Origin of the sequence: Spongiibacter taiwanensis (assembly GCF_023702635.1) — a bacterium.
GTDB classification, from domain to species: Bacteria; Pseudomonadota; Gammaproteobacteria; order Pseudomonadales; family Spongiibacteraceae; genus Spongiibacter; species Spongiibacter taiwanensis.
Map to the genome: position 1 here is coordinate 202,927 of NZ_CP098455.1, position 13,006 is coordinate 215,932.

The following is a 13,006-nucleotide window of genomic DNA, read 5'->3' on the forward strand; positions in this document are numbered from 1 at the left end:
TCAGGCGGTACGGGGTTTTCGGCCTTTGGTGCCTGATTCATAGCCACGCGAAATCATAGTGTTTCATAACAATTCAAAGGGGAAGGATAAGTGAACAAATCTGAACTAATTGATGCGATTGCAGAGTCTGCTGATCTGTCCAAGGCTTCTGCCGGTCGCGCGCTGGATGCTGCCGTAGAAGCTATTACCAACGCACTGAAAAACGATGACTCTGTTTCCCTGGTGGGTTTCGGTACTTTCAGCGTTAAAGAGCGCGCTGCCCGCACCGGTCGCAACCCTCAGACTGGCGCGCCCATCGAAATTTCTGCCGCCAAGATCCCTAGCTTCAAAGCGGGCAAGGCACTGAAAGACGCCTGCAACTAAGTTCTTGCTGAAACGGATCTTTACAAGAAGGACAATACTTCGAAGCAAGGTCTGAACAATCGAAGGCGCATCCAAGAGGTGCGCTTTTTTTTTATCACACCGAGTTAACCACCAATGCTGCAAAACATCCGCAATAATATCCAAGGAACTGCCGCGAAGGTCATTATTGCTATCATCGTTGTTCCCTTTGCCTTTTTTGGTATCGACAGCCTTTTTCAGAGCGGCGGCCCCAAAGCAGTGGCCGAAATTAACGGCACCGAAATTTCGGAAGCTGAACTTGCCCAAGCCGTAGCAATGCAAAAACGGCGTCTGATCGGCATGATGGGGGATCAAATTGATCCGGGGATGCTTGATGACTCGGTATTGCGAGGTCCTGCCCTGAACACCCTCGTCAAACAGGCCTTGATGCTCGATACGGCTGAGTCTGCAAACGTGGTCGTTTCTAATGAGCAACTTAATGCGACCATCGCGGCGATGCCACAATTCCAGGAATCTGGTCGCTTCTCTCAGGCTCGCTATGAACAGATGTTGCGCCTACAGGGCTACAGCGGTGCACTGTTCAAAGATTTATTGCGTTCAGATCTGGTTATCCAACAGCTTTCGAATGGTCTTGCTGGCTCGGCCTTCGTAACTGATGCGCAGTTGGCCCGAGTTGTCGAGGTGCTTCATGAAACCCGGGACTATCAGTACATTCCGGTGCCAATCAGCAATTTTACCGCTTCCGTCACCGTGACCGATGATGAGATCGCAGCCTATTACGAATCGGCCAAAGACGAATTTCAAAGCGAAGAAAAGGTTCGTCTTTCGTACCTTGAGCTGAACGAAAGTCAATTTTTTAAACCCGTTTCCGAGGATCAAGTTCAGGCGGAGTACCAGCGCATGGTATCCGGCTTGGAAAAGGACACCGAGCGCGAGGCGGCTCATATTCTGGTCGAGATTACTGATGACCGCAGCCGCGAAGACGGGGCCAAACTGCTGAAGGAAATTAAAGCGAAGTTAGCCGATGGCGCCTCCTTTGACGAAATGGCGGCAAAATATTCTGAGGATGCAGGCTCTGCCAATCAGGGCGGCGTATTGGGATTCACCGCCGGTGATAGCTTTCCCAGTGAATTTGAAGATGCGCTGGCGACCTTGGAGCCAGGTGCGGTTTCTGGTGTGGTAGAGACAGATGCCGGGCTACACCTGATTAAATTAGTGAGCCTCCGTCAGCCAGAAGTACCCAGCTTTGATAGTGTGCGCGGGGAGATTACCGAGCGGCTCCGTGAACAAAAAGCCCGCCCTGAGCTGATTGCGAAGGTGGAGGAGCTTAAGGACCTGGCATTTAATGCGGAAAGCCTGGCGATGCCAGCAAAGCAACTTGGCCTTGAGGTAAAGCAGACCGACTGGCTGAGCCGGACTGATGAGGCAGACATTTTTTCTAGCGATCTGATTCGTCAGGCGGCATTTGATGCGACCTTGCGTGAGCAAAATCTGAACAGTGACGTGGTCGAGGTGTCGCCAACCAAGTACGTGGTTATTCACGTAGAAGAGTATGCAGCGCCCCAGCCGCTGCCGTTGGCTGATGTCAAAGAAGAGATTGTGGCCGCATTAACCTCTGAAAAGGCGCGACAGGCAGCAAAAGAGAAGGCCGATGCATTGGCAGCGAAGTTGGCCAAAGGGGAACGAGCTGAAGACCTTGCTAAAGCAGAGGGCTTGAAGTGGGAGGCTGTGGTTGCTGGCAAGCGGAACAGTACCTCCGTTGCCAGCGCCATTCGCAATAAAGCGTTTGCCGTATCCCGGCCGGCGGAAGACAGTGTCAGCACGGCGATTGCCCAGAATGATGACAGCTTCGTGGCCATTCAGGTTACCGGTGTCACCCAGGGCGACCTGGATCGCCTTGACGTAGCGAGCGCAACTGAAAGTAAAAAGTCGATGTATGAGCAGCAGATGGGGCAGGACTTCTCCGCTTACTTTAATTCGCTATGGTCTAATGCCGATATCACAATTCGTAAATAGCCATTATCTCGGCCCTCCGGGGCCGAGTTGATCAACTCATAAAAATAAGCAGCAGTACGCTATGAAAACAACGGTTAGCCCAGGCAATCTTGATGTCTGGTTTTGCTTTACAGGAGACAAACGTCTCAACACTTATCTGGGGGCGTATAACGCGATGCTCTCAGATAGTGAGCGCGAACAATATGAGCAGCTTCCACAGCAGGATCAGCGCCATGACTACCTGGTTAGTCGGGTTCTTCTGCGCACCGTTCTGGCTGGGTATTGTGATTGCGAGCCCAATGAGCTTGTCTTTGGTGTAAGTGAGTATGGCAAGCCCGAGCTCCTGTCTCCTGCTGGCCAGGATTTGCAGTTTAATACCGCCCATACCCATGGCTTGACGGTGTGTGTGGTGGGTCGCTCCTATCCGGTTGGCATAGACGCCGAGTATCATTCCGACAGCGCGAGTCTGCTCAGCGTAGCGGACGATTACTTCTCCTCCCAAGAGCTTCAGGCGCTTCACGAGAAGGATAGTGAAGAGGCTAAGCTGGCTGATTTCTTTCGTTACTGGACCTTGAAAGAGGCTTACTTGAAAGCGCGGGGGCAAGGTCTGTCGATCCCCCTCCACGATTTTTCAGTGGTTTTGAAAGATGGCGCCTTTGTTGAGTTTTGTGGGCCAGAGGCAGAGCGTTGGGATTTTCGACTGTTGTTACAAGATGCCAATTACACTGCTGCATTGGCGATGGGCGCAAAGATACAACAATTGCGCCTCCTCAAATGCATCCCGCTTGGGCCGGTAGAAGAGTTCAACGCTACCTGACCTAGGCATCCCGGTTTTCAAAGCCGATTTTCCTTTTCTGCCTTCCCTTGATCCCCCAGGAGAGAGTTGTGTATCAGATTCTGACCCTAAACCAAATTTCTGTGAAAGGCCTTAATCGTCTGCCACGGGAGACCTTTGAAATTGCCAGTGAGTTCTCCAGCCCAGATGCTATTTTGCTGCGTAGCCACAAGCTGGCAAAAGAGGATATTCCGGCCTCGGTGAAAGCAATTGCACGCGCGGGTGCCGGCACCAATAACATTCCGGTGAGTGCCTGCACCACCATGGGTATTCCAGTATTTAACACTCCTGGCGCCAATGCCAACGCGGTAAAGGAACTGGTTCTGGCGGGGCTTGCTTTGGGCTCCCGTGGGATCCTGCCGGGTATCGAATACGTCAACACGCTGGCGGATATGAAAGATGGCGCTGCCATGTCAAAACTGCTCGAGGCTGAGAAAAAGCGCTTTAAAGGGCAGGAGTTGCTCGGCAAAACCCTTGGTGTTGTTGGACTTGGCGCAATCGGCTCGATGGTCGCCCGGGTGGCTCTTGACCTGGGAATGAAAGTGATTGGTTATGACCCTGCGTTGTCGGTTGACGCGGCGTGGCGCTTGCCTAGCTCGGTTCAGAAAATGGAGAACCTTCAGTCACTGTTCGCCAAGTCTGACTTTGTCACCTTGCATTTGCCTGTGCTGGACTCAACCCGCAACCTGATAAACAGTGACATACTTGCAGTGGCCAAAGAGGGCGCGTGCCTGCTCAACTTCGCCCGCGAGGAAATTGTCGATGTGGCCGCGGTGGTTTCAGCGCTGGATCAGGGCCAGCTGCGCCAGTTCATCACCGATTTTCCCACACCGGCATTGATAGGTCGCAAAGACGTTATTCTGATGCCGCACATTGGCGCCAGCACCGATGAGGCAGAGGAAAATTGCGCGATTATGGCTGCCGACCAATTGCAAGATTTCCTCTGCAACGGGAACATTGTCAACTCGGTGAATTTCCCTGCACTTAGCCTGGAGCGGACCGGCGGCACCCGACTGGCTATCAGTAATCGCAATGTGCCCAAAATGCTTGGCAGTGTTCTTGGTATTCTGGCGGACGCCGAAATCAATATTCTCGATATGTTGAACAAAAGCCGGGATGAAATTGCCTATAACCTGATAGATATTGCTGGTGATATCAGCCCGGCACTGGTTAAAGAAATCGAGGCGCTGGAAGGTATCGTAAACGTGAGGGTAATTCGATAACCAGGCCACTCGTTAGAACCCGGCGGCCGGAAGGGGTAAAGATATGGCGGCATTGGACGACATTGCAAAATTGGTGAGTGCCCATACGAGCCAGCCTCCGCTGGAAAAATGGCACCCCGAGTTGAGCGGTGACATCGACATCGTCATTGGCTCAGACGGACGCTGGTTTCACGAGGGTGACGAAATTAAGCGGCGGGAGCTGGTAAAGCTTTTTTCGTCGATTCTGCGGCGTGAGGAAGACGGCTGTTACTACCTGGTCACCCCGGTGGAGAAGTGGCGGCTGGTGGTAGAGGACCTGCCGTTCACCGTAGTCGATATGGAAGTGTCCGACGATCCCATTCCTGCCATCGCCGTGAAAACCAACACCGGGCAATGGTTTGAGCTGAGTGCCGAGCACCCTTTGACTGTGACCACGTCAGCGGACCAGGAACCGCAACCCGAGGTGACCACCCTGCGCGGCATGGGCGCGAGGGTGAATCGCCCCTGCTTTTACCGGCTGGTTGCCTTGGCATCGGAAGAGGGTAGGGAGCTGGTATTGCACTGCCGGGGCGGGCGGTTCTCTCTCGGTAAGCTGTAGGCACGCGGGTTGCGGTGATCGGGCGACCTTTGCCCGGCGGCAAAAATCATCGGCATAAAAAAGGGCAGCCACTTGGCTGCCCTTTCTCGTTTCGGCTCGCTCACATGTTCGGATAATTGGGGCCGCCGAGGCCTTCTGGTGTAACCCAGACAATATTCTGCGCCGGATCTTTGATATCACAGGTCTTACAGTGCACACAGTTCTGACCATTGATCTGGAAGCGCGGACCGTTTTCATCCTCGACCACTTCATACACCCCAGCCGGGCAGTAGCGCTGGGCTGGCTCGGCATATTTGGGCAGGTTCTCCCGGATAGGAAGCTCTGGATCTTTCAGCGTCAGGTGACAGGGTTGATCTTCCTCGTGGTTAGTGTTGGACAAAAACACGGAGGTCAGACGGTCGAAGCTGATTTTGTTATCGGGCTTGGGATACTCGATCTTTTTGCACTCGGCCGCGGGCTTCATTTGGGCGTAGTCAGCCTTTCCATCCTGCAGGGTCCAGGGCAGCTTACCGCCAAAGATATTCAGGTCCAGGAAGGCATAGGCTGAACCAATGAAGTTGCCCCATTTATGTTGGGCAGGGCCAAAGTTGCGTTGCTCGTAGAGCTCTTTGTAGAGCCATGAGTTCTCGAACGCCGTGGTGTACTCGGTGAGCTCTTCGCCAGTCTTGGAGGCCTCGGTGATCGCTTTGTGAACCACCTCTGCAGCTAACAGGCCGGACTTCATCGCCGTGTGGCTGCCTTTAATTTTGGCGAAGTTCAGGGTACCTGCATCACAACCAATTAGCAGGCCGCCGGGGAAGGTCATTTTGGGAAGCGATTGCAAACCACCCTTGGAGATGGCCCGGGCACCGTAGGACAGACGCTCGCCACCTTCCAGGAATTGCTTGATCACCGGATGTTGTTTGAAGCGCTGGAACTCCTCGAAGGGCGACAGGTAAGGGTTGTCGTAGCACAGGTCGGTAATCAGACCGAGGGCAACCTGGTTGTCTTCAATGTGGTACAGAAAGCTGCCGCCCAATGCACCGTTCTCGGAAAGGGGCCAGCCGGCAGCGTGGATGACTTTGCCTTGTTCGTGCTTGGCGGGGTCAATTTTCCACAGTTCCTTGATACCAATACCGTAGTGCTGGGGATCTTTGCCCGCTGCAAGGTCGAATTTTTCAATGAGTTGCTTACCCAGGTGCCCGCGGCAGCCCTCGGCAAACAGAGTGTATTTGGCGTGCAGCTCCATGCCGGGCATGTAGCTGTCTTTCTTCTCACCGTCGTGGCCAATGCCCATATCGCCGGTGGCAACACCCTTCACTGTGCCGTCGTCGTGGAACAGAATTTCGGCAGCGGCAAAGCCGGGGTAAATTTCTGCGCCCATTCCCTCGGCCTGTTCAGCCAGCCAGCGGCACAAATTGCCCAGGCTGATGATGTAATTGCCTTCGTTATGCATGGTTTTGGGGACGGCAAAGCCCGGCACCTTGGTGGCTTTCTCGGCGCTGGTCATGAAATAGATATCGTCACCCGTCACCGGCGTGTGGAGGGGAGCCCCTTTTTCTATCCAGTCAGGAAAGAGCTCGTTCAACGCTGTTGGCTCAAAAACAGCGCCAGACAGGATGTGGGCGCCGACTTCCGATCCTTTCTCAACCACGCAGACACTGATGTCCTGGCCGGTGGACTCACTGAGTTGGCGAATTTTGCAGGCAGCGGCCAGACCCGCGGGACCTGCACCGACAATTAGGACGTCAAACTCCATCGATTCGCGTTCCACTGACTCTCTCCTCTAATAACGGTATGCCCTTGTATCTGGGCTATTTTTGGCAAAATCAAAAGGCGCAATTATAGGGCCGCAAAGCACAAAAGGCTATTTTAACCGAAATTTAAGTACGCAAGCGAATTATTTTGAATTGAGCCCGTAGACTCTGCTAAAATCAGCGTCCAGAGCGGCATAAGGCAGTAACACTTAAGCGAAATTAATCCTGTGAATGACGATCATTACAGGGTTGTTACCGCTGGTTTTGTTGACCTACACCGCTGCAGGCGTCAATATAGCGGCGCTTTTACAGGGGCTTGGTCCAGTCGAATCCATTCACGGGTTCGCAGCGTAAGGGCCTCAGCCATTCATTAAATTTACGCATGTACTGGGGAATCCATGAAGGTTCTTGTTGCTGTCAAACGAGTCGTTGACTACAACGTGAAAGTGCGTCCAAAAGCGGACGGCACCGACGTTGACCTCAATAATGTCAAAATGGCGATCAATCCGTTCTGTGAAATCGCTGTAGAAGAAGCCGTTCGCCTGAAAGAGAAGGGCGTTGCGACTGAGATCGTTGCTGTTTCAGTCGGCCCTAAAGTTGCCCAGGAGCAACTGCGGACCGCTTTGGCACTGGGTGCTGACCGCGCCATTCTGGTTGAAACCGATGTTGCTGTTCAGCCGCTGGGTATCGCGAAGCTGCTCAAAGCCATCGTTGAGAAAGAACAGCCCCAGCTGGTTGTTATGGGTAAGCAGGCTATCGACGGTGATAACAACCAGACTGGTCAGATGCTTGCCGCATTGACTGGCATGGGTCAGGGCACTTTTGCCTCTGAAGTTGCCGTAGACGGCGACAGTGTCAGCGTGACTCGTGAAGTGGATGGCGGTTTGCAAACAGTCAAACTGTCACTGCCTGCGGTTGTGACTACTGACCTGCGCTTGAACGAGCCACGCTACGCTTCACTGCCGAACATCATGAAAGCGAAGAAAAAGACGCTGGATACGACCTCTCCCGACGAACTGGGTGTGGATGTCACTCCTCGCGTTACCACTCTGAAGGTAGAGCCACCGGCTGAGCGCAGTGCCGGCATCAAAGTTGCTGACGTTGCTGAACTGGTTGACAAGCTGAAGAACGAGGCGAAGGTAATCTGATGAGTATTCTAGTCCTAGCAGAACACGATAATGCCTCTATCAAGGGCGCAACGCTGAACACCATCACCGCCGCAAAAGCGATCGGTGGCGATATCACCGTACTGGTTGCCGGCGAAGGCTGCGGCGCTGCTGCAGAAGCTGCCGCTAAAATCGACGGCGTGAGCAAAGTCCTGGTTGCCGACGATGCTGCCTATGGTCATCAACTGGCAGAGAACGTGAGCCTGTTGGTCGCTGAGCTGGGCAAAGAGTTTGCCTATGTTCTGGCGCCTGCCACAACTAACGGAAAGAACACGATGCCACGCGTCGCTGCATTGCTCGACGTAGGCCAGGTGTCTGACATTATCTCTGTAGAGAGCGGCGATACCTTCAAGCGCCCGATCTACGCCGGTAACGTGATTGCAACTGTTCAGAGCAGTGACGCGATCAAAGTGATCACCGTGCGGACCACAGCATTTGACGCTGCGGCAGCGGAAGGTGGTTCAGCTGCTGTTGAGTCTGTATCTTCCAGCCACAATGCCGGTACTTCCAGCTTTGTGAAGGAAGAGATTGCCAAGAGCGACCGCCCTGAGCTGACTGCTGCTGGTATCGTTGTTTCCGGTGGTCGCGGCATGCAGAACGGTGACAACTTCAGCCTGCTGTACGCGGTGGCCGACAAACTCGGCGCTGCCGTGGGTGCGTCTCGTGCCGCGGTTGATGCTGGCTTCGTTCCCAACGACATGCAGGTCGGTCAGACCGGTAAGATCGTTGCACCAGACCTGTATATCGCCGTTGGTATTTCCGGCGCGATCCAGCACTTGGCAGGGATGAAGGACTCCAAAGTGATTGTTGCTATCAACAAAGATGAGGATGCCCCGATCTTCCAAGTGGCTGACTATGGTCTCGTTGCTGATCTGTTTGAAGTGCTTCCTCAGTTGGAAAGCGCTATCTAAGCAGCGACACAGATACCTCTATCAAAGCCCGGCAACCGCCGGGCTTTTTTTTGTTCCTAAGTTTCGGTGAACCTCCTCAAACGCATTGAGTTGGGCGGCCGCATGGGGTAAAAGGGAATGATTGTCGTTTCAAAAGCCAGTTGTTATCAGGAGATGTAAAGTGAAGCAGTTTGTCTCTTCGTTATTGCTCAGCCTGGTCGTGATTTCAGGGCAGGCCCTTGAGCTTGACCCGAAAAACTCGACTCTCAATTTTGTCAGCGTCAAAAATGACGCTATTGCCGAGGTGCTTACTTTTGACGAGTTGTCCGGCAGCATCAGCGCTGCCGGTGAAGCGCAAATTTCTGTGCCGCTGGCCAGCGTAAATACCGGCATTGAAATTCGCGATGAGCGCCTGCGCAAATATCTGTTCAACACAGAGGAATTCGCCAAAGCGGTTTATACCGCGCAGTTAGATATGGCAGCGCTGTCGGCGATGGAAGTCGGGCAGCAGAAAGCAATGACCCTGGCTGGCGAGCTGGCGCTGTCGGGTAAATCCGGCAAGGTTGACTTTGATATCGTCGTTACCAAGACGGCAGAGGGTAGCTACTCTGCGGTCACCACCGCACCGGGCTTTGTTGATATTCGCAAGTTTGGCTTGATTGACGGCGTGGGTAAACTGCGCAGCCTGGCAGGCCTGAACAGTATCACCCTGGTCGTGCCGGTGACTTTCTCGGTGGTCTTCAAGTAACGGTTTGTCTATGCCTAATCCCGGCGCAGTTTGTCTGACAGGGCAATCGGCGTCGGGTAGTTCAGCACGACGATGTAAGACGACACCATAAAACTGACGATAGCAGTCGCTTGAATCAAGTGTGAAACTTCGTCGCTGATTAGCTCCAAACCCACCGCCACATAGGCGATCAACAATGAAAATTCGCTGATCTGCCCCATTCGAAAGCCCAAATCCCAGGCCAGTGCTTTGCTGCGCGTCATGGTTTTCATGAGATAGCGATACACCACGGGTTTTCCCGCCAGCATGAGGCCGGCCAGAATCAGGGTCGGCAAGGCAATGCTGGGCAGTAACGCCAGATCAAAGCGCGCCCCCAATGAGAAGAAAAACAGGATTAGAAAGAAGTCCCGCAGGGGCTTTAAGTTGATGGCAATGTACTGCGAAATAGGGCTGGTCGCTAAGCTGATGCCGGCCAGAAAGGCCCCCATTTCGGCGGATAAGCCAAGCCAGTGTCCCAGCTCAGCCAAGCCCAGGCACCAGGCGATAGCAACCAGAAAAATGTATTCGTGAAAGCGGTCGAATCGCTGTAGCAAGGGCAGTAACAAGTACCGCACCGCCAGGATGGCGAACGCCACCATCAGCGGCAAGGCGAGGAGGGTTTTCATGAGTGCCAGTGAAGAGAACTCCCCGCTGCTCATACTGAACAAGATCAGCAGCACGAAGATGGCAATCAAGTCCTGTAAGAGCAACAAGCCCACCATCAACTCACCCGTGATGCGGTGATGTAACACCGTCGTGGGTAGCAGCTTGATACCAATAATGGTGCTGGAGAACATCATTGCGGCGCCTGCGATCAGGCTTTCACTGACGCTGTAACCAAAGCCAAAGCAGACCAGAAAGCCTACGGAGGCAAAGATCAGCGAACTCAGCAAGGCGACCACTGTGGTTTTGCGGAGGGTTTTCGCCAGGGAGCTGGGCTGCATATCCAGCCCGAGTAAAAACAGCAAGAACAAGATTCCGATATTGGCGACTTCGGCCAACAAATTCACGTCGGTCACCCAGGCTGCGCCGAAAGGGCCTACCGCGGCACCCAGAACAATGTAGGCCATCAGCAGAGGCTGGCGGGTGTACAGTGCTATAGACGCCAGTAGGGCCGCGCCGGTGAAAATAATAAAGAAGGAAAATGTCAGCGAAGACGCCATCGGAAACCCTTAAAGTGCCGCTTGATACTTAAAAGGTAGTCGGATTCTGGCCATAAAAAAAGGCCGCGCAGGGCGGCCTTAATCTGGTTTTGCTGGGTGCTTCAACGGCGTCTGAACAAGGGGGTGGGCTGGTCAATGCTCGCCTGGTAAACCTCGTCAAAGTCAGCCAGGCTGGCGATGGCATCTTCCAGCTCGGTGTTCTCCAGTGCAAAGGCGTCGAACCCGCAGCGCTTGAGGAAGAACAGCTGATCGCGCATAAAGTCACCAATTGCGCGCAGCTCGCCTTTAAAGCCGTGCTGCTCACGCAGCTCCCGCCCGTAGCTGAAGCCTCTGCCGTCGGCAAACTTAGGGAAATCCACTGCAATGAGGGGCAGTAGGGCAATGTCATCGCCCAGGAGTTTGGGCGACTCGTCGCTGGCCAGAAAAACACCAACGTCACCCAATGCTTGCAGCTCGGCTTTCTCCGCCTGCCATAGCGCCAGCGGCACAATGACTTTACCTTGGTCCGGGAGCGATTCGGTATCGCGCCAAACTTGCCAATCGTCCTGAACCACGCCGTTGTTTTTGATGATATTAGGCATATACGCGCTCCTTGAAGGGGTCCAGTCCAACCCGGGTGAAGGTATCGACGAAATCCTCCTCTGGTTGGCGCAGGTCGACATAGGCGCCAAGGATCTTCTCAATCACGTCGGGAATTTCCTCCTGGGCAAAGGAGGGGCCAAGAATTTTTCCGATGCTGGCATCGAGTCCCTGACTGCCGCCGAGAGAGATCTGGTAAAACTCCTGACCTTTCTTGTCCACGCCAAGAATGCCGATATTGCCGATATGGTGGTGACCACAGGCGTTCATGCAGCCTGAAATATTCAGGTCGATTGGACCCAGATCGTAGAGGTAGTCCAGGTCATCAAAGCGACGCTGAATTGCCTCCGCCACCGGAATGGATTTGGCGTTGGCCAGGGAGCAGAAATCGCCGCCGGGGCAGCAGATCATGTCGTTCATCGTGCCCACTGTCGGGCTGGCCAGGTCAAGATCAGTGAGGGTGCGCCACAGGGTCAACAAATCGGTTTGCTTCACATCGGGCAAAACCAGATTTTGCTGGTGGGTGGTACGCAGCTCACCAAAGCCAAATTGATCAGCCAGGTCGGCCACCGACTCCATCTGTTCGGCGGTAATGTCCCCGGGCGCGATGCCAATCGGCTTGAGGGACAGGGTGACAATCCGGTAGCCCGGCTGTTGGTGGGCATGGGTATTCTGCTTGAGCCAGCGGGCAAACTCCGCGCTTTCCAGAGCCATCGCCTGCAGGTCCTGGTCGTCGAGTGCGGCGTAGTCTGGACGGGTAAAGAAGCCCTTTGCGCGATCGATTTCAGCGTCTGTCAGGGTGAGTTGGCCATCACGCAGGTAGGCCCATTCGGCTTCAACCTTTTCCTTGAAGGCTTCCGGTCCCAACGCCTTAACCAAAATTTTGATCCGTGCCTTGAACTTGTTATCCCGGCGACCAAGCTGGTTATAAACGCGCAGAATGGCTTCGAGATAGCTCAGCAGGTGTTGTGGCTCCAGTGCCTCGTGAATCACGCTGCCGATCACGGGGGTCCGGCCCAGACCGCCACCAACAATCACTTTAAAGCGGGTTTCGCCGGCAGCGGTTTTAACGATTTGCAGGCCGATATCGTGCACCATCACGGCCGCGCGATCTGCCTTCGAACCGCATACGGCAATTTTAAATTTCCGTGGCAAGAAGGCGAACTCGGGGTGAAAGGTCGACCATTGGCGAATAATCTCGCAGTAGGGACGGGCATCTTCCACTTCATCGGCCGCAACACCAGAGAACTGGTCGGCAGTAACATTGCGGATGCAGTTGCCGCTGGTCTGTACGGCGTGCATTTCCACAGTGGCCAGCTCAGCCAGAATGTCCGGCACCTCTTCCAGCTTGGGCCAGTTGAGCTGAATGTTCTGGCGCGTGCTGATATGGCCGTAGCCTTTATCGTAATCACGGCTGATTTGGGCAAGCTTGCGCAGCTGGCGGCTGCTCAATGTGCCATAAGGAATGGCGATCCGCATCATTGGTGCCAGACGCTGGACATACAATCCGTTCTGCAGGCGCAGTGGCAGAAACTGTTCATCAGTGATTTTGCCATCCAGATAACGCTGGGTTTGATCGCGAAACTGGTTCACCCGCTGATTGATAATCGCGCGGTCGTAATCGTCGTAAACGTACATAATTACCTTGTCTTGGAGTCTGAATAGGGCCGTCTGCAACGCCGGGTCGGCGGCGACTGGATACACCTACATAGCAGGGCGGCGCAATGGTAAATC

12 protein-coding genes are annotated in these 13,006 nt (G+C 54.1%); 8 read left to right on the plus strand and 4 right to left on the minus strand.

Annotation, left to right across the window (positions count from 1 at the left end; genetic code table 11):
* Positions 1-90: 90 nt before the first annotated feature.
* The 5 genes from NCG89_RS01095 (at position 91) to NCG89_RS01115 (ending at position 4,972) form a co-directional block, all read left to right on the plus strand.
* On the plus strand, positions 91-363 hold the full coding sequence (locus NCG89_RS01095) for an HU family DNA-binding protein (protein WP_251087929.1): 273 nt from the start codon (positions 91-93) through the stop codon (positions 361-363).
* Positions 364-477: 114 nt separating this feature from the next.
* On the plus strand, positions 478-2,358 hold the full coding sequence (locus NCG89_RS01100; protein ID WP_251087930.1) for a SurA N-terminal domain-containing protein: 1,881 nt from the start codon (positions 478-480) through the stop codon (positions 2,356-2,358).
* A gap of 61 nt (positions 2,359-2,419) precedes the next feature.
* A complete protein-coding gene (locus NCG89_RS01105) occupies positions 2,420-3,154 on the plus strand; it encodes a 4'-phosphopantetheinyl transferase family protein (protein WP_251087931.1) in 735 nt (244 codons plus the stop codon).
* A 68-nt stretch (positions 3,155-3,222) separates the two neighbouring features.
* Positions 3,223-4,395 (plus strand): phosphoglycerate dehydrogenase, encoded by a 1,173-nt coding sequence (locus NCG89_RS01110; protein ID WP_251087932.1) that lies wholly within the window; start codon positions 3,223-3,225, stop codon positions 4,393-4,395.
* A 43-nt stretch (positions 4,396-4,438) separates the two neighbouring features.
* Positions 4,439-4,972, plus strand: a complete 534-nt coding sequence (locus NCG89_RS01115) for a DUF1285 domain-containing protein (RefSeq protein ID WP_251087933.1) — start codon at positions 4,439-4,441, stop codon at positions 4,970-4,972.
* Positions 4,973-5,072: 100 nt separating this feature from the next.
* Here NCG89_RS01115 and NCG89_RS01120 read toward each other — a convergent pair whose 3' ends face one another.
* Positions 5,073-6,725 (minus strand): electron transfer flavoprotein-ubiquinone oxidoreductase, encoded by a 1,653-nt coding sequence (locus NCG89_RS01120; protein ID WP_251087934.1) that lies wholly within the window; start codon positions 6,723-6,725, stop codon positions 5,073-5,075.
* Positions 6,726-7,106: 381 nt separating this feature from the next.
* Between NCG89_RS01120 and NCG89_RS01125 the strand changes: the two genes are divergently transcribed.
* From NCG89_RS01125 to NCG89_RS01135, 3 genes are all read left to right on the plus strand, one after another.
* On the plus strand, positions 7,107-7,856 hold the full coding sequence (locus NCG89_RS01125; RefSeq protein ID WP_251087935.1) for an electron transfer flavoprotein subunit beta/FixA family protein: 750 nt from the start codon (positions 7,107-7,109) through the stop codon (positions 7,854-7,856).
* On the plus strand, positions 7,856-8,785 hold the full coding sequence (locus NCG89_RS01130) for an electron transfer flavoprotein subunit alpha/FixB family protein (protein ID WP_251087936.1): 930 nt from the start codon (positions 7,856-7,858) through the stop codon (positions 8,783-8,785). The genes NCG89_RS01125 and NCG89_RS01130 overlap by 1 nt, the downstream gene beginning before the upstream one ends.
* Before the next feature lie 160 nt (positions 8,786-8,945).
* Positions 8,946-9,512 carry a YceI family protein gene (locus NCG89_RS01135; protein WP_251087937.1) on the plus strand — a complete coding sequence of 189 codons (567 nt, stop codon included), beginning with the start codon at positions 8,946-8,948 and terminating at the stop codon, positions 9,510-9,512.
* Positions 9,513-9,526: 14 nt separating this feature from the next.
* Here NCG89_RS01135 and NCG89_RS01140 read toward each other — a convergent pair whose 3' ends face one another.
* The 3 genes from NCG89_RS01140 to NCG89_RS01150 all read right to left on the minus strand — a co-directional run bounded on the left by NCG89_RS01140 (position 9,527) and on the right by NCG89_RS01150 (position 12,910).
* Complete coding sequence (locus NCG89_RS01140) at positions 9,527-10,693, minus strand: cation:proton antiporter domain-containing protein (RefSeq protein ID WP_251087938.1); 1,167 nt, start codon at positions 10,691-10,693, stop codon at positions 9,527-9,529.
* A gap of 101 nt (positions 10,694-10,794) precedes the next feature.
* On the minus strand, positions 10,795-11,274 hold the full coding sequence (locus tag NCG89_RS01145) for a DUF934 domain-containing protein (protein ID WP_251087939.1): 480 nt from the start codon (positions 11,272-11,274) through the stop codon (positions 10,795-10,797).
* The gene (locus NCG89_RS01150) at positions 11,267-12,910 is read right to left on the minus strand and encodes a nitrite/sulfite reductase (protein ID WP_251087940.1); all 1,644 of its coding nucleotides are present in this window, start codon (positions 12,908-12,910) and stop codon (positions 11,267-11,269) included. Before NCG89_RS01150 ends, NCG89_RS01145 begins: the two co-directional genes overlap by 8 nt.
* Positions 12,911-13,006: the final 96 nt, after the last annotated feature.

Coding starts and splice junctions, on each gene's coding strand:
- NCG89_RS01100 (WP_251087930.1), top strand. CDS start 478: ATGCTGCAAAACATCCGCAATAATATCCAAGGAACTGCCGCGAAGGTC.
- NCG89_RS01150 (WP_251087940.1), bottom strand. CDS start 12,910: ATGTACGTTTACGACGATTACGACCGCGCGATTATCAATCAGCGGGTG.
- NCG89_RS01130 (WP_251087936.1), top strand. CDS start 7,856: ATGAGTATTCTAGTCCTAGCAGAACACGATAATGCCTCTATCAAGGGC.
- NCG89_RS01115 (WP_251087933.1), top strand. CDS start 4,439: ATGGCGGCATTGGACGACATTGCAAAATTGGTGAGTGCCCATACGAGC.
- NCG89_RS01105 (WP_251087931.1), top strand. CDS start 2,420: ATGAAAACAACGGTTAGCCCAGGCAATCTTGATGTCTGGTTTTGCTTT.
- NCG89_RS01145 (WP_251087939.1), bottom strand. CDS start 11,274: ATGCCTAATATCATCAAAAACAACGGCGTGGTTCAGGACGATTGGCAA.
- NCG89_RS01125 (WP_251087935.1), top strand. CDS start 7,107: ATGAAGGTTCTTGTTGCTGTCAAACGAGTCGTTGACTACAACGTGAAA.
- NCG89_RS01140 (WP_251087938.1), bottom strand. CDS start 10,693: ATGGCGTCTTCGCTGACATTTTCCTTCTTTATTATTTTCACCGGCGCG.